Source organism: Aquimarina muelleri DSM 19832 (assembly GCF_000430665.1).
Taxonomy (GTDB): Bacteria; Bacteroidota; Bacteroidia; order Flavobacteriales; family Flavobacteriaceae; genus Aquimarina; species Aquimarina muelleri.
The window spans coordinates 46,944-70,456 of the sequence record NZ_KE387188.1 but is presented as its reverse complement, the minus strand read 5'-3'; the positions used below and the strand labels follow the sequence as shown (position 1 = coordinate 70,456).

Annotated in this window: 22 protein-coding genes and 3 tRNA genes; 11 read left to right on the top strand and 14 right to left on the bottom strand. The window is 31.4% G+C overall.

What is annotated here, in order from left to right; translation table 11 throughout:
- Nucleotides 1-305: 305 nt before the first annotated feature.
- Complete coding sequence (locus H527_RS0119075) at nt 306-2,576, top strand: aconitate hydratase (RefSeq protein WP_027414120.1); 2,271 nt, start codon at nt 306-308, stop codon at nt 2,574-2,576.
- A 74-nt stretch (nt 2,577-2,650) separates the two neighbouring features.
- Here the strand turns inward: H527_RS0119075 and H527_RS0119070 are convergent, their stop codons facing one another.
- Nucleotides 2,651-2,833, bottom strand: coding sequence for a hypothetical protein (locus tag H527_RS0119070; protein WP_027414119.1), 183 nt, complete (start codon nt 2,831-2,833; stop codon nt 2,651-2,653).
- 254 nt (nt 2,834-3,087) lie between these two features.
- On the opposite strand from H527_RS0119070, the gene H527_RS0119065 reads away from it, so the two are divergent.
- Nucleotides 3,088-3,756, top strand: coding sequence for a Crp/Fnr family transcriptional regulator (locus H527_RS0119065; RefSeq protein WP_027414118.1), 669 nt, complete (start codon nt 3,088-3,090; stop codon nt 3,754-3,756).
- Nucleotides 3,757-4,424: 668 nt separating this feature from the next.
- Nucleotides 4,425-4,904, top strand: coding sequence for a TlpA family protein disulfide reductase (locus H527_RS0119060; protein ID WP_162143834.1), 480 nt, complete (start codon nt 4,425-4,427; stop codon nt 4,902-4,904).
- A 16-nt stretch (nt 4,905-4,920) separates the two neighbouring features.
- On the opposite strand, the gene H527_RS0119055 is transcribed toward H527_RS0119060, so the two are convergent.
- From H527_RS0119055 to H527_RS0119025, 7 genes are all read right to left on the bottom strand, one after another.
- Nucleotides 4,921-5,370 (bottom strand): sterol desaturase family protein, encoded by a 450-nt coding sequence (locus tag H527_RS0119055; protein ID WP_027414116.1) that lies wholly within the window; start codon nt 5,368-5,370, stop codon nt 4,921-4,923.
- A gap of 27 nt (nt 5,371-5,397) precedes the next feature.
- A complete protein-coding gene (locus H527_RS0119050; protein ID WP_027414115.1) occupies nt 5,398-6,237 on the bottom strand; it encodes a phytoene/squalene synthase family protein in 840 nt (279 codons plus the stop codon).
- 55 nt (nt 6,238-6,292) lie between these two features.
- A complete protein-coding gene (locus H527_RS0119045) occupies nt 6,293-7,768 on the bottom strand; it encodes a phytoene desaturase family protein (RefSeq protein ID WP_027414114.1) in 1,476 nt (491 codons plus the stop codon).
- A gap of 21 nt (nt 7,769-7,789) precedes the next feature.
- A complete protein-coding gene (locus H527_RS0119040; protein WP_027414113.1) occupies nt 7,790-8,686 on the bottom strand; it encodes a MerR family transcriptional regulator in 897 nt (298 codons plus the stop codon).
- Nucleotides 8,687-9,173: 487 nt separating this feature from the next.
- Nucleotides 9,174-9,257: transfer RNA gene (locus H527_RS0119035), tRNA-Leu, on the bottom strand.
- A 64-nt stretch (nt 9,258-9,321) separates the two neighbouring features.
- Nucleotides 9,322-9,394, bottom strand: a tRNA-Lys gene (locus H527_RS0119030).
- 77 nt (nt 9,395-9,471) lie between these two features.
- Nucleotides 9,472-9,544, bottom strand: a tRNA-Lys gene (locus H527_RS0119025).
- Between the two features lie 132 nt (nt 9,545-9,676).
- Between H527_RS0119025 and H527_RS0119020 the strand changes: the two genes are divergently transcribed.
- Nucleotides 9,677-10,198, top strand: a complete 522-nt coding sequence (locus H527_RS0119020; RefSeq protein ID WP_027414112.1) for a shikimate kinase — start codon at nt 9,677-9,679, stop codon at nt 10,196-10,198.
- Here H527_RS0119020 and H527_RS0119015 read toward each other — a convergent pair.
- The 3 genes from H527_RS0119015 to H527_RS0119005 all read right to left on the bottom strand — a co-directional run bounded on the left by H527_RS0119015 (nt 10,190) and on the right by H527_RS0119005 (nt 11,757).
- Nucleotides 10,190-10,690, bottom strand: coding sequence for a phosphoribosyltransferase family protein (locus tag H527_RS0119015; protein ID WP_027414111.1), 501 nt, complete (start codon nt 10,688-10,690; stop codon nt 10,190-10,192). The genes H527_RS0119020 and H527_RS0119015 overlap by 9 nt on opposite strands.
- Before the next feature lie 96 nt (nt 10,691-10,786).
- Nucleotides 10,787-11,371 (bottom strand): methyltransferase domain-containing protein, encoded by a 585-nt coding sequence (locus H527_RS0119010; RefSeq protein ID WP_027414110.1) that lies wholly within the window; start codon nt 11,369-11,371, stop codon nt 10,787-10,789.
- Nucleotides 11,368-11,757 carry an RNA-binding S4 domain-containing protein gene (locus H527_RS0119005; protein WP_027414109.1) on the bottom strand — a complete coding sequence of 130 codons (390 nt, stop codon included), beginning with the start codon at nt 11,755-11,757 and terminating at the stop codon, nt 11,368-11,370. The genes H527_RS0119010 and H527_RS0119005 overlap by 4 nt, the downstream gene beginning before the upstream one ends.
- Nucleotides 11,758-11,930: 173 nt before the next feature.
- Between H527_RS0119005 and H527_RS0119000 the strand changes: the two genes are divergently transcribed.
- Nucleotides 11,931-12,902 carry an FKBP-type peptidyl-prolyl cis-trans isomerase gene (locus H527_RS0119000; RefSeq protein WP_027414108.1) on the top strand — a complete coding sequence of 324 codons (972 nt, stop codon included), beginning with the start codon at nt 11,931-11,933 and terminating at the stop codon, nt 12,900-12,902.
- A 375-nt stretch (nt 12,903-13,277) separates the two neighbouring features.
- Here the strand turns inward: H527_RS0119000 and H527_RS0118995 are convergent, their stop codons facing one another.
- The 3 genes from H527_RS0118995 to H527_RS0118985 all read right to left on the bottom strand — a co-directional run bounded on the left by H527_RS0118995 (nt 13,278) and on the right by H527_RS0118985 (nt 15,993).
- A complete protein-coding gene (locus H527_RS0118995) occupies nt 13,278-13,862 on the bottom strand; it encodes a porin family protein (protein WP_027414107.1) in 585 nt (194 codons plus the stop codon).
- A 309-nt stretch (nt 13,863-14,171) separates the two neighbouring features.
- Nucleotides 14,172-15,125 (bottom strand): transketolase family protein, encoded by a 954-nt coding sequence (locus H527_RS0118990; protein ID WP_027414106.1) that lies wholly within the window; start codon nt 15,123-15,125, stop codon nt 14,172-14,174.
- 22 nt (nt 15,126-15,147) lie between these two features.
- Nucleotides 15,148-15,993, bottom strand: coding sequence for a transketolase (locus H527_RS0118985; RefSeq protein ID WP_027414105.1), 846 nt, complete (start codon nt 15,991-15,993; stop codon nt 15,148-15,150).
- Nucleotides 15,994-16,270: 277 nt separating this feature from the next.
- Here H527_RS0118985 and tgt point away from each other — a divergent pair, with 277 nt between their 5' ends.
- The 6 genes from tgt to H527_RS0118955 all read left to right on the top strand — a co-directional run bounded on the left by tgt (nt 16,271) and on the right by H527_RS0118955 (nt 23,488).
- Nucleotides 16,271-17,401 (top strand): tRNA guanosine(34) transglycosylase Tgt, encoded by a 1,131-nt coding sequence (gene tgt, locus H527_RS0118980; RefSeq protein WP_027414104.1) that lies wholly within the window; start codon nt 16,271-16,273, stop codon nt 17,399-17,401.
- 77 nt (nt 17,402-17,478) lie between these two features.
- Nucleotides 17,479-18,549, top strand: a complete 1,071-nt coding sequence (locus tag H527_RS0118975) for an LptF/LptG family permease (RefSeq protein ID WP_027414103.1) — start codon at nt 17,479-17,481, stop codon at nt 18,547-18,549.
- Complete coding sequence (locus tag H527_RS0118970) at nt 18,536-19,468, top strand: DMT family transporter (RefSeq protein WP_027414102.1); 933 nt, start codon at nt 18,536-18,538, stop codon at nt 19,466-19,468. Before H527_RS0118975 ends, H527_RS0118970 begins: the two co-directional genes overlap by 14 nt.
- Before the next feature lie 50 nt (nt 19,469-19,518).
- Nucleotides 19,519-20,472: an acetyl-CoA carboxylase carboxyltransferase subunit alpha gene (locus H527_RS0118965; protein WP_027414101.1), complete on the top strand. Its 954-nt coding sequence runs from the start codon at nt 19,519-19,521 to the stop codon at nt 20,470-20,472.
- 168 nt (nt 20,473-20,640) lie between these two features.
- Nucleotides 20,641-22,188 (top strand): replicative DNA helicase, encoded by a 1,548-nt coding sequence (gene dnaB, locus H527_RS0118960; protein ID WP_027414100.1) that lies wholly within the window; start codon nt 20,641-20,643, stop codon nt 22,186-22,188.
- Between the two features lie 115 nt (nt 22,189-22,303).
- Nucleotides 22,304-23,488 carry an asparagine synthetase B gene (locus H527_RS0118955; protein ID WP_229809239.1) on the top strand — a complete coding sequence of 395 codons (1,185 nt, stop codon included), beginning with the start codon at nt 22,304-22,306 and terminating at the stop codon, nt 23,486-23,488.
- Nucleotides 23,489-23,513 lie beyond the last annotated feature (25 nt).

Below are 23,513 nucleotides of genomic sequence, written 5' to 3'. Positions count from 1 at the left end.
TTTAAATAGTTTTAGAATTGTAAAAGGTGGAGTTGTATAGCTTTACCTTTTTTTATTCCTATCTTTTTACTCTTATTTTTTTAAGCCACTATAACGTTTTCGTAAGTTAAATTAATATAGAAACTTTTTCTTGTCTTAATTTTTAGTGATTTATTGAATTTGATAATTTAAAATTATCAAATTCAATAAATCACCGCCCTTATTTTTCTAAAAATGCAAAAACAGAGTATTAGATATAATCATTTAAGAAAATCCTTTAAAATTCGTATTTTTGCAGGAGTTTTCAATACTTAAAAAAAATAGATATGGCATTTGATATCGATATGATAAAAAAGGTGTATGATCAGGTAGCAGATCGTGTTAATACAGCACGAGAAGTTACAGGTAAACCTTTAACATTGGCAGAGAAAATTTTATATTCACACCTATGGGATGTAAATACAAAAAAAGCATTCGAACGGGGTAAAGATTATGTTGATTTTGCACCAGACCGTATCGCTTGTCAAGATGCAACTGCACAAATGGCATTGCTGCAGTTTATGCAGGCAGGAAAAACTAAAGTAGCAGTGCCAACAACAGTACACTGTGATCACTTAATACAAGCAAAAGAAGGAGCAGTAAAAGATTTGAAAAATGCTAATGACATCAGTAGTGAGGTGTTTAGCTTCTTAGAATCTGTGTCAGATAAATATGGAATTGGATTCTGGAAACCAGGAGCAGGTATTATTCATCAAGTAGTGTTAGAAAACTATGCTTTTCCTGGAGGGATGATGATTGGAACAGATTCTCACACTGTGAACGCAGGTGGTTTAGGAATGGTTGCAATTGGTGTTGGTGGAGCAGATGCTGTAGATGTAATGGCAGGTATGGCATGGGAATTAAAGTTTCCTAAATTAATAGGTGTGAAATTAACAGGAAAATTATCTGGTTGGACAGCACCTAAGGATGTAATCTTAAAAGTAGCAGAAATTCTTACTGTAAAAGGAGGAACTGGTGCTATAGTAGAATATTTTGGACCAGGGGCAACATCCATGTCGTGTACAGGAAAAGGAACTATTTGTAATATGGGTGCCGAAATTGGTGCTACAACATCTACTTTTGGTTATGATGAATCTATGGAACGCTATTTACGGGCCACAGAAAGAGCAGAAGTAGCAGATGCTGCTAATAAAGTAAAAGAACACCTGACAGGAGATGCTGAAGTTTATGCAAATCCAGAAAACTATTTTGATCAAGTAATCGAAATTAACTTATCTGAATTAGGGCCATTATTAAATGGACCTTTTACACCAGATTTATCAACAACAGTTGGTGATGAAATGACAGAAAAGGCAAAAGCAAATGATTGGCCAATTCAAGTAGAATGGGGATTAATAGGATCTTGTACAAACTCTTCTTACGAAGATTTATCTCGCGCCTCTTCAATTGCACAACAAGCATTAGATAAAGGTTTAAAAATGAAAGCAGAATTAGGGATTAACCCAGGTTCTGAACAAGTAAGATATACAGCAGATAGAGACGGTATTCTTGGGATATTTGAAAAACTAGATGCAAAAATATTTACGAATGCTTGCGGACCTTGTATTGGACAATGGGCAAGGTATAATGATCCTAAAAATGCTCCAAAAAATAGTATTGTACACTCTTTTAATAGAAACTTTGCTAAGCGTGCAGATGGTAACCCTAATACACACGCTTTTGTTGCGTCACCAGAATTAACTGCTGCAATTGCTGTAGCAGGGCGGTTAGATTTCAATCCATTAACAGATAAGCTAATTAATGAAAACGGCGAAGAAGTAATGTTCGACGAACCAAAAGGATGGGAATTACCTCCAAAAGGGTTTGAAGTGAAAGATAATGGATACTTAGCTCCAGTAGAAGATGGTAGTGGTGTAGAAGTAAAAGTAAGTCCAACCTCAGAAAGATTACAACTATTAACACCATTTGAGCCAATAGGTAGAGAGATTAAAGGAGCTAAATTACTTATAAAAGCATTTGGTAAGTGTACTACAGATCATATTTCTATGGCAGGGCCATGGTTGCGTTATAGAGGACACTTAGATAATATTTCTAATAACTGTTTAATTGGAGCGGTAAATGCATTTGGTAAAAAAACAAACTTTGTTAAGAATCAATTAACAGGAGAGTTTGGTGGTGTACCAGATACAGCTAGAGCATATAAAGCAGCAGGAGTACCAACTATTGTTGTAGGAGATCATAACTATGGAGAAGGATCATCACGAGAGCATGCAGCAATGGAGCCACGTCACTTAGGGGTGTGTGCAGTAATTGTAAAGTCATTTGCTCGTATACATGAAACAAACCTTAAAAAACAAGGAATGCTTGGATTAACGTTTGTTAATGAAAATGATTATGACTTGATACAGGAGGATGATACTTTTAATTTTACAGATCTTGATCAATTTGCATCAGGAAAACAGTTAACATTAGAAATTGTTCATGCAGATGGATCTAAAGATAATGTGATGTTAAATCATACTTATAATAATCCTCAAATAGAATGGTTTAAAGAAGGTTCCGCATTAAATTTGATTAAAAAACAAAATAATCAATAAATAACTAGAACCTATATAAAAAAACAAACTCCTAAAGATTTATCTTTAGGAGTTTGTTTTTTATAATACCTTAATTATTGAGGAAAACAGTCAGAATGCACTAAAACACAGCCCTTGTATTGTGGCGGTAGTTCCTCATATTGTGCACATGTAACTATAATTGGACCATTGTAACCGCTACAAGAACCTCCTCCATTTATTGTTCTTTGTTCTGCTTTAGACAAGCATTTTCCTAAGTTTAGAATTGTTTTTTTCATATTGTTTTTGTGTAATATAGAACCCCGAACTAAATACAACTCTCAGGGAATGAGTATGCTTATAAAGTTACATTTTTTTAGTTTATTATAATTACTTTATGAAGTATAGATAAAAAATACACGTTTTTTTATACATGAGGACTTATATATAATTTAGTATTATATAGTTGGAAGGTTTTTTTATACAATAATGTAAGAATTTTCATCGTTTTACGAACTAAATAATGAGACTAATCTTATAAAAGATAAATGGCATGCGTACTATCTGGTTTTTTGAGGATGCAAATCTCCTTAAATTATTATGCCCTCATAAATTTAAAAGATATAAAGAAGATCATAATTTTCATGCCTATAGAAAAAATGATTATATCTATTTTGAAGAAGATTCTGCAAATAAAGTATATCTTATTGAGCGAGGAAAGGTAAAAATAGGATGCTATGCAGATGATGGTTACGAGATAATAAAAGCAATTTTAATAAGAGGAGAGGTTTTTGGAGAAAAAGCTATTTTAGGAGAAAATAAAAGAACAGAGTTTGCACAATCTCTAGATAATACTACTTCTATATGCCCAATTGGAGTAGGAACAATGCATGGACTCATGCAGGATAATCAATCATTTAGCTTAAAAATTTATAAATTTATAGGTATGCGTTTCAAACGTTTAGAAAGAAGATTACAATTACTTCTTTTTAAAGATACTAAGACAAGATTGTTAGAGTTTTTAAACGAACTTAAAGAAGATTACGGATATTGTTGTCCAGACACAGGTGATATGGTAATAGAGCATCCTTATACTCAAAAAGATATAGCTAATCTTATAGGAACTTCAAGGCCTACTTTAAATATTATTCTAAATGAATTAAAAGAATCTAATATTATTGAGTTTAATAGAAAAAAAATTCGATTAAAAAATGTTGCTTAGTGCTTTAGGTGTCTAATATTTTATTATGGTAGATACTTTGTATAATAACTATAAAAACAAAAACGTAATTGTGGGAGTTTTTGGTGGTTTGATCTGTCGCTTCTTTTCTGTAATAATGATCAATCTAATAATATGTCTGTCGAATCTAATTTTAACATTTGGTGTGGTTTGTAACTGCTAGGAATACCTCTTGTTGTTAGTTTAAATTCACTAATTTTAAATACAGGATAAAACTATAAAGGTGGTTTTGTTAATCTCGACAAGAACATTTACGATAATGATTACAGCAGATGGTATTATTGGAAATATTAATTAGTTTTAGTGAATAGTATTTAATGGGATTCAATTATCAGGAGAAGACTTTTTTAGAAAGTAACCCGATAGAGTTTTTTTATTGAATATTAGACAAAAACAGTAGTGATATTTGTAAAGCCATTTCACGCTTTATTAATTTAGGATTAGGTTTTTATCCTTTATAGTTTAATATATAAAACTACTTAGGTAGTTTTATATATTATTTATATAGTTTTGTAAGTTGTTAAGGATTTTAGGACAAACCAAACGCAGAATAACCTTAAAAGAAATATATGAAATTTAATAAAAAGAATATTTCCAATGTAATTTTTGTAATCATACTGATTTTGTTTTTTATACCTAATACAAGAGGTATGATGCAAATATTTTTAACTAGGATTTTTTCTTTTAGTCCAGGAGTAGTAGAGGTAGAGGAAAGAGCAAAAGTGGTATCTTATGATTGGAAATTACATGGTGTAAATACCGAGTCTATTAATTTTGATACAGCTAAAGGAAAAGTTATTTTAATTAATTATTGGGCGACATGGTGCCCGCCATGTATTGCCGAAATGCCTTCTTTGCAAAATCTATATAACGACTACAAAGATAAGGTGGTGTTTCTTTTTGTAACTACAGATGATGACCCAGAAATTAATAAGTTTATGAAAAATAAAAGTTACTATTATCCGATATACAGATCTTTGTCAGAACATCCAAAACCTTTTGTAAGTAAAACTATACCAGCGACATATTTAATAAATAAAAAAGGAGATATTATAATAGATAAAGTGGGTGCTGCGGATTGGGATAGCTCTAAGGTAAGACAGACTATAGATGCATTGTTAGAAGAATAGTGCTATTGTTCTATATCTATTTTTTGAAATATTTAAAAGGAACTAATAACATGCCGAAACATTCCCCTTTTTCTTTTCCTATATTTTTGTGATGCATTTTATGAGCTCTCCTAACTCCTTTTGCATATCGGTTATTTACATTTCTGAAAAGTTTAAATCGTTGGTGAATAAAAATATCATGGACCATAAAATAAGCAATTCCGTATGCTAAAATACCAAACCCTATTGGTCTGCCTATCCAGAAACTTTGAGAATCATGAAGTAAAATACAAGACATGCTTACAATAGCATAAAAAACAAAGAAAAAATCATTACGCTCCCACCAACTATTGTGATCTTTATGGTGGTGATCCTTATGTAATGACCATAAAAAACCATGCATAATATATTTATGAGAGAACCATGCCATAAATTCCATTATAGAAAATGTAGCTAAAAAAATGAATATTTGAATTAATATTTTCACAGTATAAATTTTTACACAAAAATAGGATTAAATTAAATTCAATCTATAATCTAAATATGACTTCGCTAGCAGTCCAAATTTTTGATAATTAGAAACTCGGATACGTGTATTTTTTATTTCTAAAGATGGTGTTTTTTTTAACTTGTTTAATAGTTTTTTGTAATAGACATAAGCAGTGTATACTCCAAATTTAGCTTCAATAGGTAATTGTAGAATGCCATTTAGAGCTTTATTAAAATCCTCTTCTATTTCATTGATAATCCTAAGCTTAGATTTTTCATCAAGTTGATTTAGATTTGTGTTAGGAAAATAAGTTCGATCAAGATCTTCATAATCAGATTTTAAATCTCTTAAAAAATTAACTTTCTGAAAAGCAGAGCCTAAGTGCATAGCACTCTGTTTTAATTCATTATATTTTTTCTTATTTCCGTTTACAAAAACTTTTAGACACATTAATCCAACTACGTCTGCAGAACCATAAATATATTCTTTGTATTCTTGATCTGTTAAATATTTGGTTTTATAAAGATCTAGCCGCATACTTTTCATAAAAGCTTCATATAGTTCAATATCAATATTGTATTGATGTACTGTTTTTTGAAAAGCGTTTAAAATAGGGTTAAGGCTGATTTTGTATTTAATAGCTTTGTACATTTCTTTTTCAAAATCATTAAATAACCTTTCTTTATTATAATCATGAAATGTATCTACAATCTCGTCTGCAAATCTTACAAATCCATAAATATTATAAATATCTTGCCGTATAGAGTTAGAAAGCATTTTTGATGCTAATGAAAAGGAAGTGCTGTAGGAATTAGTTACAATTTTACTACAACTATAAGATACGGTATCAAAAATAGATTTCATAGAGATGGGGTTTATAGTTTTTTTATGATTTGCTGTTTTACATTTTAATTAATTTTCATTTTTTATACTGTTTGTATTGATTTTCAATTAATCCTGCAACTAGTTTCCCTGATATTAAAGAAGGGGGAACTCCTGGCCCAGGAACACTAAGTTGTCCTGTGAAAAATAAATCTTTCACCTTTTTACTTTTTAATTTAGGTCTAAGAAAAGCAGTTTGTAATAATGTGTTTGCCATTCCATAAGCATTACCCTTGTATGAATTATATTCTTTTATAAAATCTTTGACGCAAAAGGACTCTTTAAACATAATGTTGTTTTTAATTTTTTGTTTAGTAAGTACTTCAAAACGTGTTATTATTTTTTCAAAATAAATTTCTCTTAATTCCTCTGTATCTTCAATTCCTGGAGCTAATGGTATTAGAAAAAAACCATTTTCCATTCCTTCTGGAGCTGATTTTTTATCTGTCACAGATGTAAAATTTGCATAAAACAAAGGTTTTTCAGGCCATTTAGGGGTATCGTAGATCTCTTTGGCATGTTTTTCAAAATCAGTGTCAAAAAACAAATTATGGTGATTTATATTTTTTAATTTTTTGTCAAAACCTACATAAAACAATAAAGAGGAAGGAGCAAAAGTTTTATTGCTCCAATATTTTTCAGAATATTGTCTATATTCTTTATCTAGGAGTGTTTCTCCATGATGATAATCTGCACCACATAAAACAGTGTCGGATTTAATTTTTGTTGAATTAACTATTACGCCAACAGTTTTGTTGTTTTTTACCTCTATTTTTTCTACAGTAGTATTGGTTTTAATAACAACTCCTAAGGATTTTGCTAATTTCTCCATGCCTAATATTACTTGGTACATTCCTCCTTTGGGATGCCATGTTCCTAATCCAAAATCAGCATAATTCATAAAGCTATAAAAAGCAGGGGTATCACTGGGTTTAGCACCTAAAAAGAGAACGGGGAATTCTAGAATTTGAATTAGTTTTTCGTTTTTAAATTCCTTTCGGACTTCCTTTGAGATCGTACTAAAGAACTGCCCTATTTTTAAAATAGTTTCCTTAGTTATTAATTCAGCAGGCGAAACTCCTGGCCGGTACACTAGTTTTTTTATAGCAACTTCATAATTATTTTTAGCAATATGAATGAATTTTTTTAGCTTGATAGAACTTCCTTTTTCTTCCATTTCAAAGGTGTCGTATATTTTGTCTAACGAATCACCTATGGTAATACTTTCATTATTCTTAAAGAAAACCTTATATGCAGGGCTTAACTTGTCTAATGTGTAAAAATCAGATATGGATTTATCAAAGTCTCTAAAAAAACTTTCAAAAACATCTGGCATCCAATACCAAGATGGACCTATGTCGAAAGTAAATCCATCTTTTTTAAATTGTCTGGCTCGGCCTCCAATAGTGTCATTTTTTTCATAAATAGTTACATTAAAACCCGATTTTGCTAAGTAGCAAGAAGCAGAAAGCGATGAAAATCCAGAACCTATTATTACTACTTTTTTAGACATAATTTAAAATGGTTAACAAAGTTAAAGCTCAGAAATCAATTCATTAATGGATTCAAAATGTCGGTGATTCTTTTGACTGCTTTTAGGGCTGTTTAATATCTGTTTTCCTAATACCCAAAATTCATTAAGTTTATCAGTACAAACAATTTTATTAAACTCATTTAAGTATTCATTGATGTTTTCTTTTTCTGGTTTAATTGTAAAATAAGAAACAAATACACTGTTTTCATGAAAGGAGAGTATATTGGGTAAGCTATCTAAAGGTATGCTTGGGCCAAGATAAATCGCTTTGTATCCGTGTAAAAGAATCTCATAATTTATATATAATAAACCTAACTCATGTATTTCATTTTCAGGCAGAAACAAGATAAAAGCTTTCTCTTTTTTTGTAGGTTTAGAATATTGAAACTTTTCAATATTTAATAAAAGTTTTTGTTTTATAAGATTAGTAATAAAATGCTCATGAGATGGGCTTATTGTATCGGTTTGCCATAATAACCCTATTTCTTTAAGAAGAGGAATAAAGATATCTATGAAGATTTGTCTAAAATTTCGTTTACGAGCTAATTGCTCATAAGTTTCTGAAAAAAGTTCAAGATCATAATTTAACATTGAAATTTTAAGAGAATTAATAGCTTGATTTTTTATACTATTATCAGAAACGATACTTCTTACATATTCATTAATTTCTTGATTATTTAATTTAGATATTCTGGATATTTTATAGCCACTGTTTACCAAATAAGTTACATTAAGTAACTTTTGAAGATTTTCTAAATTATAAGTCCTGATATTAGTTTCTGTGCGGTTAGGAGAAAGTAAGTTATATCTTTTTTCCCAAATTCTTATAGTGTGAGCTTTTACGCCACAAAGGTTTTCTAGGTCTTTGATACTAAAGTATTGCTTAATATTGTTCACTCTTTTATTTAAATTGTTAAACAAAAATAACAAAAAGAAATGATAATCTTTTTCAGTTAGTGTTAAAATAATAATATAAATTGTTAAAAGAAGACTTTTTTAATGCTTTTTTTAGAAGTTTTAATTAATAGTATTGTATTTAGGAATAGATCTTGATATGGTATTGTGTCTAGCAAGGAAAAGAGTTTTTTGTTTAAATTTAATCGTTTTATAAGATCTAAAATGGTCTTATAAACCTAAATGTATCAACAGAATTTTTTAACGCCAAAATAAAAGCCTTTTAGAGCCTTAATTCAGAAGGGGGGGGGCTAGAATTCTTCCTGTTTAGATTGGCTAGAGTATTTGCGTAAACACAACTTTTGGGAATGGTCCAAGTTGTACTCGGGAAATTAACTAAGAAAACAAAGATTAAGAAAATGTTTACTTACCGCAAAATTACCACCATAAAATTAAAAACCTGTTAGTTAGTGGTTTAAATGTATAAAAGTGCCCAGAGCGGGAGTCGAACCCGCACGCCCTAATGGACACATGGCCCTCAACCATGCCTGTCTACCAGTTCCAGCACCTGGGCGACTTATTTCTTACAAGATAGTATAAAAACAAAAAAGTACCGTATAAAATACGGTACTTTTTAGTGACCGGGCTGGGGCTCGAACCCAGGACCCTCTCCTTAAAAGGGAGATGCTCTACCAACTGAGCTACCAGGTCATAGAAAAATTCATTAACATAATAAAATAAGAACTAAATAGATAATTAAAAAAGCATTATAGCTATTTATCTCTTAGTGACCGGGCTGGGGCTCGAACCCAGGACCCTCTCCTTAAAAGGGAGATGCTCTACCAACTGAGCTACCAGGTCATACATTCTTTTCCTTGAATGCGGGTGCAAATATACTATCATTAATTTATTTTTCAAGAAAAATTTGATATAAATTTACAATTTATTTTAAAACTCCTTTTTTTTTAAAGATATCTAACTAATTTTGATGCTATGAATATAGTTTTAATGGGATATATGGGGAGCGGAAAATCTTTGATTGGCAGGGATTTGGCTCGAAAATTGAAATTTGATTATTTAGATTTAGATAATTTTATTGAAATTCAAGAAAAAAAAAAAATTTCTGAGATTTTTGCAGATAAAGGAGAAATATACTTTAGAAATAAAGAATCTTTATGTCTAAAAGTGGTTTTAGAAGAGTATAAAAACACTATTATTTCACTAGGGGGAGGTACTCCTTGTTTTGCAGGAAATCTAGAAAACATACAACAAGATAAGAATTCAAAAAGTGTGTATCTGCAAACCTCGCTAGATCAATTGGTCCTAAGACTATTTGATGAGCGAAAAAAACGACCATTGATTTCTCATCTTAATTTAAAAGATGAGTTAAGTGATTTTGTTCGTAAACATTTATTCGAAAGATCTTTTTATTATAATCAAGCAGATTATAAAGTGATAACCGATAAAAAAGACCCTAATCAAATAAGCGAAGAGTGTATCTCTCTTTTATTTTAAGATAGCAAGGTCTTCTAATCCAAATTGTACAACAATATGTTCATGTAAAGAGGTAGATAAGGAAATGCCTTTAAAGTCTGCTTTAATAGGATATTTTTTATGGTTACGGTTAACTAAAACAGCTGTTTTAAACCTAGTAAGGGGAACATCTAGAAAATGTTTTACACCATAAATAAGAGCTGTGCCAGAATTTAATACATCATCGGCAAGTATTATAGACTTATTTTGATATTTATCGGGAGCTATAGAGGTTTTTACAGTGTTTTGAGGGGATTTTTTGTTCATAGTAACTTCACACAATGTCACCTTGATATCAGAGATGTCCTCTAAGGTATTTTTTAAGCGTTGTGCAAATATGTAACCATTTTTTGCAATTCCAGCAATTATAATCTCTTTTTCATCAACATTGGTTTCATAGATTTGATAAGCAATACGTTTTATTTTATGCTGTATTTGCTCATGAGTAAGAATTATGTTTTGATCAGTTTGCATATTTTTTATTATAGATTGAAGATACGATGGTGTTTATAAATAGTGTTAAAACGATATTCTTCTAAATTTAAATAAGATTTTAATTTAGGGGAATACTTATAATGGTTTTTCAAATATAAAAAAGAGTTCGTTACCCATGCGTGGATCTATAGAATTATAACAATTTTCTAGTGTTTTTATATTATAGTGTTTTGAGAACATAAGTTTGTATTCTTTTTTTGAACCACCAAAAGGAGGTCCGATTTGGGTGAATTCAGAAGAAAATAAAACGCCAGCGATCTTTCCTTTAGGATAAAGAAGATTATATGATTTAAGAATATAATCATTTCTTAGTTCTGCTGGTAATGCACAAAAAAATGTTTGCTCTAAAATTAAATCAAAAGCATCGTTGTGTTTAAAAAAATCTTTACAAATTAAATTTTCTGAAGGAAATTCAGGAACACGTTTTTTGAAATTTCTCAATACTTCCTCTACAATATCTAATATGTATATATTTTTAAAACCTTTTTTAAAGAGGTATTCGGCTTCATGAGCATTTCCACAACCTGGGATAAGGATTTTAATATTATGATCGTATAATTGATTACAATAATCAATTAAAGGGGGAGACGGATAACCAATATCCCATCCGGTTTGTTTACTTCTATAGCGATCTTTCCAATATTTTTTATCTGGTGTCATTCCTCGCTATCGTTTTCTGTACCATCTGTATACCAGTCATCAATATCTCGACGATCTTTTTTGGTAGGTCTTCCTGCTCCTTTTTTTCTGTAATAATCTTTAGAGTATTTCAAAAGATCTAATTTTTGCAACGCTTCTTTAGGAGTAGTGTCTTTACGATAGATATCAACTAGTTTAGCTCCGATTCGACTATCGGGTGTGTCTAATACTACAAGTTCATAATTGATTTGATTTTTACGAATAGTAATTTTATCCGTATTGTAAATTTCTCTGGAAGGTTTAATAAGGTCGCCATTAACACGTACTTTTCCTTCTTTGCAGGCCTTTGTAGCGATACTTCGTGTTTTAAAGTATCGTATGCACCATAAATATTTGTCAACTCGCATAATAGGGTTAAAATACATTTTATATTATATAATTATGAAATGAATTATAATAAAAAAACAATGTTAGATTTTATTATAAACAAATTTCATCTGCTTATTAAAACAAAAACATAAACAGGAGTAACAAAAGTACAAGAAAATCGTATCTTGCGTCCTTAAAAAAGTAATTAGTAATGAATATTAAGACACATATTTTTATAATCGCTTTAATTGTAACAGCTTTGTCAGCTTGTAAAAAAGATGATGATGTAGATGTGGTTGTTGTGCCTCCAAGAGATAGAGGAGAACAGCAGATAAAGGATGATGCTTTGCTTCAGGATTATTTAAAGACACACTTTTATACTTTAGAGGATGTATATGTAAATGGAGATAATACCGTAGAGTATAGGACGGTAAAATTGGATACTATAGCTGGAGATAATAGTGATAAACCATCTATTATGGATTCTGGATTAGTAACGACAAAAAAAATCACTAAAGGGGATGTGGAATATACATTGTATGTTTTGGGTCTAAGAACTGGTGAAGGTAGTCAAAAACCAACTTTTGCAGATTCAACATTAGTGACATATAAGGGGCAGCTTCCTTATAAAAACGGAGATAAAATATTTGATAGTGCTCTTAATCCAGTTTGGTTTGATTTAACATCTGTTGTAGATGGGTTTAGAGAGGCTTTAGTTGATTTTAAAGGGGCTTCTGGAGTTTCAAAGTATAATGAAGATGGTACAGTAACTTATAATGATGATTTTGGAGAATTAGTTGTGTTTATTCCTTCAGGGCTAGCTTATTTTTCTGAAGCTAGAACAAGTATACCCGCCTATTCTTCACTTATTTTTAATGTTCAATTGTATAAGGTTAATGAAGCCGATCATGATAGAGATGGTATACCGTCATATTTGGAGGATTTGGATGGAGATGGAATGCTAGTAATGGATGTTGATGATAATACAGATGGAGATGGTTTTGTAAATTATTTAGATACAGATGATGATGGTGATGGTATATTAACCAAAAATGAAATAACAGTTAAAGATCTTAATCAGGATGGTTTTATCACTCTAGATGAAATAACCTTTTATGATGATAATGGTAATGGTATAAAAAACCATTTGGATAAAGATGATCGAGATTCAAAAAACAAATAAAAAATGCAATCTGTTTTTAGAGGACGCTGAAAAAATCTTTTAATAGGATTGAAATAAAAGGAGTAAAACCAAAATGTTTTTACTCCTTTTTTGTCTTAGATATTGATTTATATCTATTATATATGGATTTAACAACAAGAAAGTAATTAAACTCTATAGTAATAAGACTTAATCGTTCTGAAAGACAATCTTCTTAGAAAAATCAACGAATTAATTGATTTTTTCTTTATTCATGATGAATTATCTAAAGAAGCACTACTTAAATAATGGTTAAAGCAAGGGGTCCTGTCCGTTCAAGTGTTTTTTATCATTTATAATTTAAAAGAATTTTTTTTTAGTGCCTCGATTTTTTAGGAACCTTTTGCTTTAAACAAATTATAGATCTATAGCTAGACTAAAAATAACTTGATTAGGTCTAGAATCTACCCTAATACTCTTATCTATAGATTCAGCTCGATTTTTACTAAGCCCTTGCTCGTATCGTATATCTACATTAAAACGATCAAATTGTAATCCAGCTCCAAATTGTAGTCCTACTGTAAATTTGTTTTTCACATCACTTAATCTAACATCTTCTAGGTCATTTTTTACGATGTACTGAAGTGCAGGCCCTCCAAAAACATGAATAGGTCCTAAAATAGTGATTCCTGCAAGAATAGGTAGGTCTAATTTTTTAATACTATAGTCTAAGTTTCTTTTTGTAAGGGTATATTTACTTTTGTTTACAGTATACTGTAGTTCTGGTTTTATATAGATGTTGTCTGTTAATTTTCCTCTTAAGAAAATTCCAAGATGATATCCAACACGATCTTCTGCTGATGTCTTAGTGATGTCAGAAATTTCAATTTTTCCATTATCTCCATAGTTAAGCCCAGCTTTAACCCCGAAAGCTACTTTTTTTTCTTGAGAAAGTATTGTGCAGGAGATAAGTAGCATAAAAAAAATAAATCCATTTTTCATTGTAAAATAATTTTTTTCTTAACCTGAGTTATAGAGCAGAATTTTGTTGTGAAGGCATAGTGAAATCAGATGTTTTGTTTTTACATCATTAAATTCAGAAGTATAGTGTAGCTTCATGAATTGAAGTGCTTTCAAGTTGTGATAGATTTTCTATTCTATAATTCAAATTAAAGATTAATAAATAATTTGAGTAATATTGGTATAAAGGCTAGTGTTTGTAAAAACGGTTATGGTTTATTTTTATTTTTATTAAAAACAAAAAACCTTCTAAAATTAATCAGAAGGTTTTCTTAAAATATATATAGTATTCTATTTTCTTTTTATCACTTTTTGTACAGCTTCATTAATAGATGTAGCATTCAAACCATACTTCTCCATTAATTGATCAGGAGTTCCGCTTTCTCCAAAAGTATCATTGGTTCCAATAAATTCTTGTGGAACTGGATGATGTTGTGCTAGTACCCTTGCTACGCTTTCTCCTAAACCACCAAGTATGTTATGTTCTTCAGCAGTAACAATACACCCTGTTTTTTTTACAGAAGCTAGAATAGTTTCGTCATCCAATGGTTTAATGGAGTGAATGTTAATTACTTCTGCATGAATACCTTGTTCATATAAAGATTCAGCAGCTTGTAAGGCTTCCCATACCAGATGTCCAGTTGCAACTATAGTTACATCGCTACCTTCTTGTAGTAGAACAGCTTTTCCTATTTCAAATTTTTGATCTTCAGGAGTAAAATTAGCTACTTTTGGTCTTCCGAAGCGTAAATATACTGGTCCTTCATGATCTGCTATTGCAATTGTTGCGGCTTTGGTTTGGTTGTAATCACAAGTGTTGATTACAGTCATTCCTGGTAGCATTTTCATTAAACCAATATCTTCTAATATTTGATGAGTAGCACCATCTTCACCTAATGTCAATCCAGCATGCGACGCACAAATTTTTACATTTTTATCGCTGTATGCTATAGATTGTCTAATTTGATCATAAACACGTCCAGTAGAGAAGTTTGCAAATGTTCCTGTAAAAGGTATTTTTCCGCCTATTGTTAATCCAGCAGCGATTCCCATCATATTAGCTTCGGCAATTCCTATTTGAAAAAAACGCTCTGGATTGTTTGCTATAAAAGCATCCATTTTTAAAGAACCTATTAAATCGGCGCATAATGCTACAACGTTCTCATTAGTTTTACCTAATTCTTCTAAACCAGCACCGAAACCTGAACGAGTATCCTTTTTTCCTGTGTCAATATATTTTTTCATTTTCTTTTTTGAATTTGGTAAATTAATAATCTCCTAAAGTTTCAGGATTTTGTTCTAATCCTATAGCTAATTGTTCGTCATTAGGAGCTTTGCCATGCCAAGCGTGAGTGTGCATCATAAAATCAACCCCATTACCCATCACGGTATGCATTAAAATGCAAACTGGTTTACCTTTACCTGTTCTGTTTTTAGCCTCGTTTAATCCTTCAATTACAGCAGATATGTTATTACCTTCTTTAATTTCCATAACATCCCATCCAAAGGCTTCAAATTTAGCTTTTAAATCTCCCATAGGAAGTACATCATCAGTAGATCCATCGATTTGTTGCCCATTATAATCAATGGTAGAAATAAGATTGTCTACTTTTTTTCCTGCAGCATACATTGCAGCTTCCCAAATTTGACCTTCTTGTAATTCTCCATCTCCATGTAAGCTATATACAAGGTGATTGTCATTGTTTAGTTTTTTTGCAATTGCAGAACCAATAGCAACAGACATTCCCTGCCCTAGAGACCCTGAAGCAATTCGTATTCCTGGTAGCCCTTCATGGGTTGTTGGATGTCCTTGTAACCTGCTGTTGATTAACCTAAAAGTATTTAGCTCTTCTACCGGAAAATATCCACTTCGTGCAAGAACACTGTAATATACTGGTGAGATATGACCATTAGACAGGAAAAAAATATCTTCGCCGATACCATCCATATCAAAATCGTCTTTTCTATCTAAAACCTTTTGATACAGAGCTACAAAAAACTCTGTACACCCTAAAGATCCTCCTGGATGACCAGAATTAACCTTATGCACTTGTCGTAAAATATCTCTACGAACTTGCGTTGCAAAATCCTCTAATTGTTTTGTTTTTGGCATTATGATGCTGATTTCTTGATATTAAAGTTTCAAAAATACAGGTTTTGAATACGGTGGCAAAATGAATAGCAGCTTTTAATTAAGAAACTATTGTTAATAACAATAAGTTTTCAAAAATGATATTTTTTTTTAAAAAGATAATAGAAAAATAACAAGGAATAAACCTTTATATATAGAGTTTTACTTTATAATGAAGTGTGTTTATCAAACAAAAAAATAACTATCGAGTTGCAACTTAAATTTGTTAGTTATCTTTGCGGTCTACCAAACAGGAATTATGCAATTTGACCTTTTATCCAAAGACCCTCTAAGTAAGGCGAGAGCAGGCAAGATAACAACAGATCACGGAATTATTGAGACTCCAATTTTTATGCCAGTAGGAACTGTAGCTACGGTAAAAGGAGTTCACCAGCGTGAATTAAAAAATGATATTAATCCAGATATTATTTTAGGAAATACCTATCATTTATATTTAAGACCAGGGACATCTATTTTAGAAAAAGCAGGTGGACTGCATAAGTTTATGAATTGGGATCGCAATATCCTTACGGATAGTGGAGGCTATCAAGTATATTCATTATCTTCTAATCGCAAAATTAAGGAAGAAGGAGTAAAGTTTAAATCACATATAGATGGTTCTTACCATGTGTTTACTCCAGAAAATGTAATGGAAATTCAGCGAACTATTGGAGCAGATATTATTATGGCATTTGATGAATGCACACCATATCCTTGTGATTACAGATATGCGAAAAGAAGTATGCATATGACACATAGGTGGTTAGATCGTTGTATGCAACATTTAGAAAAAATACCAGTTAAATATGGGTATGACCAGGCTTTTTTTCCAATAGTACAAGGAAGTACTTATAAAGATCTTAGACAACAATCCGCAGAGTATATAGCAAATGCAGGAGCAGTAGGCAATGCAATAGGAGGATTATCTGTAGGAGAGCCAGCAGAAGAAATGTATGCGATGACCGAAGTTGTAACTGCTATTTTGCCAGAAGATAAACCCAGATATTTGATGGGAGTAGGTACACCAATTAATATATTAGAAAACATAGCTTTAGGAATTGATATGTTTGATTGTGTAATGCCTACACGTAATGCGCGAAATGGTATGCTTTTTACAGCTCATGGAACCATTAATATGAAAAATAAAAAATGGAAAGATGATTTTTCTCCAATAGATGAAATGGGGATTACTTTTGTAGATACAGAATATTCTAAGGCATATTTAAAACATCTTTTTTCGGTAAATGAATTGTTAGGAAAACAAATAGCGACTATACATAATTTAGGTTTTTATTTATGGCTGGTTCGCGAAGCTAGAAAACATATATTAGCAGGAGATTTTAATTCTTGGAAAAATAGGATGGTTAAACAAATGGATAAAAGATTATAAAAATGCTAAAAAATAATATTAAGGATCAAGACTAATTGTAAGTAACAATTATAAAGTTTTGAATTTAGAGTAATTTTATGAAAATATTAGATTGGTATATACTTAAAAGATATTTAGGAACCTTTTTTATGATGATTCTACTTTTTATTCCTATAGGGATTATAGTAGATGTGTCTGAAAAGATTGACAATATTTTGAAGAATGAAGTTCCTTTTAACGCAATAATATTCTATTATATTGATTTTACAGTATATTTTGCAAATCTATTGTTTCCTTTATTTGTTTTTCTGTCTGTAATTTGGTTTACCTCTAAACTAGCCAATAAAACAGAAATTATAGCCTTTTTAAGCTCTGGAGTTTCTTTTTGGAGGTTTTTAAGGCCTTATATGATTGGTGCAGTTATTATTTGTTTAGGAGCTTTGGCTATGGGGTTGTTTCTAGCTCCAAAAGCTAGCCAAGGATTTAATGAATTTAAATACAATTACCTCCATAAAAACAGGAAAGTTCAAGAAACACAAAATATATATCGCCAACTTAATGATAGTATGTTTTTATATGCTAATAACTTTAAACCTTTAGAAAAATCAGCAACTAATTTTACCTTAGAGTATTTTAATGAAAATAAATTAGTAACTAAAATTTCTGCTAGAAGCATTCTTTACAAAGACAGTATTTATGAATTGAAAGACTATGTAAAGCGTATAATTTTAGAAGATAAAGATATTATAGAAAAAGCTAAGACTAAGGATACTGTTTTGCCATTTAATATAGATGAATTTACACCAGTTACCTATGTGGCAGAAACCCTTAACTATACTGAATTGAATAAATTTATAGAAAAAGAAAGTAAAAGAGGATCTTCAGACATAAATAGATATAAAGTAGTAGCTTATAAACGATGGAGTATACCTGTATCAGCATTTATTCTTACCATTATAGGAGTTGCGGTCTCTTCAATGAAAAGACGAGGCGGTATGGGAGTTAATCTAGCAGTTGGTATTTCTTTAGCCTTTATATTTATCTTTTTTGATAAAGTACTAGGTACTTTAGCAAATCAATCTGATTTTCCACCGATAATCGCAGTATGGTTCCCTAATGTATCTTTTGGAATCTTAGCCATTTATTTGTTATATAATGCCAAACGCTAAACTTTTTAATTACCTGCATTTACATTTTATAGTTTTTGTATGGGGGTTTACAGCTATTTTAGGAGAGTTAATATCTATAGAAGCTTTACCATTAGTTTGGTATAGAATGCTACTCGCATCGGGATTTATTTATTTATACATATACATAAAGAAAATAAGACTAATAATTTCGCGAAAGCTATTTTTTGTACTCTTTTTTGCAGGAATAGTTATAGCATTACACTGGATTACCTTTTTTGCAGCGATAAAAGTGTCTAACATTTCCATAACCTTAGCAATGCTGTCTACAGGGGCCTTTTTTACATCTATCTTAGAACCTATTTTTTATAAAAGAAAAATAGTGTGGTATGAGGTGTTTTTTGGATTAATGGTTATTACTGGATTATACATAATTTTTAAAGTAGAAGGAGATTATCTTACAGGTATTCTTTATGCATTATGTTCCGCTTTTTTGTCTTCGGTATTTTCTTTGATAAACGGAAAAGTAGCACAAAAATATAATCCATCAATGATTTCTTTTTATGAATTATTAAGTGGAGTAGGAGTGGTAACTATTTATTTATTAGGAATGACGATTTTTGGAGATACCACAGGAGGATTTACCATCTCCTTTTTTCAATTATCTACTTCGGATTGGGTATTTATATCCATATTAGCATCCATTTGCACAGCATACGCTTTCATAGCTTCAGTGCAGGTAATGAGATACTTAAGTCCGTATACTGTCATGTTAACTACTAATTTAGAACCTGTATATGGGATAGTATTAGCTTTCTTAATATTTGGAGAAACTGAGAAAATGAATCCTCAGTTTTATTACGGAGCAATTATTATTCTTTGCACAGTTGTATTGAATGGAATATTTAAAAATGCTAAAAAAACAAAAAGACAAGGAACTTTAAGCAACATTACGAAGTAAAGTTTTTATATTTGTCGGCTAACCCTAGTTAATATAAATATATTCTTGATATGGAATATTTAGATTTTGAACTCCCCATTAAAGAGCTTGAAGAACAATTTCATAAAGCTTGTGCCATAGGCCAGGAGAGCGAAGTAGATGTTACGGATACTTGTAAACAAATTGAAAAAAAATTACAAGAAACCAAAAAAGAAATATACAAAAATCTTACGCCATGGCAGCGGGTGCAGCTGTCTAGGCATCCTTCAAGGCCATATACATTAGATTATGTAGATGCGATTTGTGGAGAATCTTTCTTAGAGTTGCATGGGGACAGAAATGTTCGCGATGATAAAGCGATGATAGGTGGTTTAGGAAAGATTGGTGACCAAACTTTTATGTTTATAGGTCAACAAAAAGGATACAATACTAAAACCAGACAGTATCGTAATTTTGGAATGGCTAACCCCGAAGGATACCGCAAAGCATTGCGTTTAATGAAAAGTGCAGAGAAATTTGGGATTCCTGTGGTGAGCTTTATAGATACTCCAGGTGCATATCCTGGATTAGAAGCAGAAGAAAGAGGTCAGGGAGAGGCAATTGCCCGTAATATTTTAGAAATGACCCGTCTTAAAGTTCCGATTATTGTACTTATAATAGGTGAAGGAGCTAGTGGAGGAGCCTTAGGAATAGGAGTGGGAGATAAAGTATTAATGCTAGAAAATGCTTGGTACTCTGTAATTTCACCAGAAAATTGCTCTTCTATCTTATGGAGAAGTTGGGATCAAAAGGAACAGGCGGCCGAAGCCTTAAAACTTACAGCAAAAGATAGTGTAAAGCTTAAGGTAGTAGACGAAATTGTTAAAGAACCATTAGGAGGAGCGCATAGCGATAGAGAAACTACTTTTAAAACTGTAAGAGATACAATTTTAGCTTCTTTTGAAGAATTAAAAAACTTATCACCAGAAGAACTGGTAGAAAAGCGTATGGATAAATATGCGAATATGGGAGTATTTAAAGGATAAATCCCAAGTAGTCGCTAATCACCTAAATCTGAAGTGTTAAACTTCAGATTTTTTTATGCTTATTAACAATAAAATAAACTTATTAACAGTCCATTTGTTGAAGACCAGTGGACATTCGTATCTTTATATGTAGGTACATCTCTTTACATTTTTTTTACATTCGTAGCTATGGAAAAAGTACAGCAAACTAAGCAAGTAAATTATGGTCGGGGGAACGTAATTTCGCTTGAGAAAGGAAAAATACCACCTCAAGCAGTTGATTTAGAGGAAGTTGTTCTTGGAGCGATGATGATCGATAAAAAAGGAGTTGATGAAATTATTGATATTCTTAATCCAGATGTTTTTTATCGAGAAGCACATCAATACATCTTCGAAGCAATATTTAAACTCTTCGAAAACTCTGAGCCAATAGACTTATTAACGGTTTCTACCCAACTTAAAAAAGACTCTAAGCTAGAATTAGCAGGAGGAGATTATTATTTAATACAATTAACTCAAAAAGTAGCATCTTCTGCACATATTGAGTTTCATGCAAGGATTATTCTTCAAAAATATATTCAACGAAGTTTGATTAAAATTTCGAACGAAATTATCGAAGAATCTTATGATGAAACTACCGATGTTTTTGATCTTTTGGATATGGCAGAATCCAGATTATATGAGGTTACACAAGGTAATATAAAACGATCTACCGAAAGTGCCCAAAATCTGGTTATACAAGCAAAGAAAAAAATACAAGAAATATCTAATAAAGAAGGAATGAGTGGTGTTCCTTCTGGATTTGATAAATTAGATAAACTTACTTCTGGGTGGCAACCTAGTGATTTAATTATTGTAGCAGCTCGTCCTGGTATGGGTAAAACAGCATTAACCTTATCTATGGCAAGAAATATGGCTGTAGGAAGCAATATACCTGTTGCCTTTTTCTCTTTAGAGATGTCCTCGGTACAATTAATTACACGTCTAATTTCATCAGAAACAGGACTCTCTTCAGAAAAATTACGTACTGGTAAATTAGAAAAACACGAATGGGAACAGCTTAACGTAAAAGTTAAAGACCTGGAAAAAGCACCATTGTTTATCGATGATACTCCTTCATTATCTATTTTTGACCTTAGAGCCAAAGCACGAAGGCTTGCATCTCAACACGGGATTAAAATGATTGTAATTGATTATCTTCAATTAATGACTGCTGGAGGTTCTGGTAAAAATGGAAACCGTGAACAAGAGATCTCTACAATTTCTCGTAACTTAAAAGCTTTAGCAAAAGAATTAAGTATTCCTGTAATAGCTTTATCACAGTTATCTCGTGCCGTAGAAACTCGTGGAGGAAGTAAAAGACCTTTACTTAGTGATCTTCGGGAATCTGGAGCGATAGAGCAGGATGCTGATATTGTAGCTTTTATATTTAGACCTGAGTATTATAAAATTGATGAATGGGATGATGAAGAAAGATCTCCTACACAAGGACAAGGAGAGTTCATTGTAGCAAAACACCGTAATGGTGGATTAGAAAATATAAGGTTAAAATTCATTGGTCACTTAGGTAAATTTGATAACTTAGATGATTTTAGTACCCCTTTTGAGTTTCATTCTAAAATGAATGACGGTAAAGAAGAAGATGAATCCTTTAGTGCCAAACATCTTCCTAGTGCCGATGAAGCCTTTGGGAGTAGCATAAATGACTCTAATGATGATGATGAAGTACCTTTTTAAAAATATACAAATAGCAAAACCAAGGACGCTATATAAAAGATCTTTTAGACCTTTTATATTTGTCTTGATTTTGCTATTTACAATACAATCTTTTGCTTCTTATATACTAATACCTATGGACGCCGAAGGGCAACAAAACCATCTAAAAGCGTATGGGATTACGTATTGGACTTTAAGTAAAGATCTTAAAGTTAAATGGTTGTTGAATTATAGAGGAGGATCTTTTTTATTACCAGATACCGAAGATATTCGAAAAGAATGTACCATTCGTGGTGTATCTTATGAGGTACTTAATGATAGAGATACCAATCAGATTTTAGAAGATATTAGTAGTCCATCTCAAAATATGGAAGCTGTAGTTCTCGAAAAAGCTCCAAAAATTGCAGTATACTCTCCAAAAGGAAATCAACCTTGGGATGATGCCGTTACCATGGTATTAACTTTTGCAGAAATCCCTTATGAAACCATTTACGATAAAGAGGTATTAGAAGATAATCTAATTTTATACGATTGGTTGCATTTGCATCATGAAGATTTTACAGGACAATATGGTAAATTTTACGATTCTTATAGGGCTGCTCCCTGGTATATAAGAGAAAAAGCAGCAGCAGAAAAATTAGCAAAAGACCTTGGATATCAAAAAGTATCTCAAGAAAAATTAGGGGTTGCTTTAAAAATCAGGGATTATGTTGTTGGAGGAGGCTTTATGTTTGCTATGTGCAGTGCTACAGATAGTTTTGAGATAGCATTGGCGGCAGAAGGTGTGGATATTTGCGAATCTATGTTTGATGGTGACCCTAGTGAGCCTGGGTATCAGTCTAAAATAGATTATAATAAAACCTTTGCATTTAAAAATTTTACGTTAGAACGTAGTCCAAATATATATGAATTTTCTTCTATAGATATGACTAGAAATCGTCGTATCTCTAAAACCACAGACTATTTTACTCTTATGGATTTTTCAGCTAAATGGGATCCAATACCTACCATGTTGTGTCAAAATCATACTGCTTTAGTTAAAGGTTTTATGGGGCAAACAACCGCATATAATCCCAACGAAATAAAATCTAATGTATTAGTTTTAGGAGAAAATAAAACCAATTCTGAAGCTCGCTATATACATGGGATTAAAGGAAAAGGTTTTTTTACGTTTTATGGAGGGCATGATCCCGAAGATTATACGCATAGAGTTGGAGACCCAAAAACAGAATTAGAATTACATCCTAACTCCCCAGGGTATCGCTTAATTTTGAACAATGTCCTTTTTCCTGCAGCAAAAAAGAAAAAGCAGAAAACCTGATATTAGCTTGTTATTTCTGTAAGGT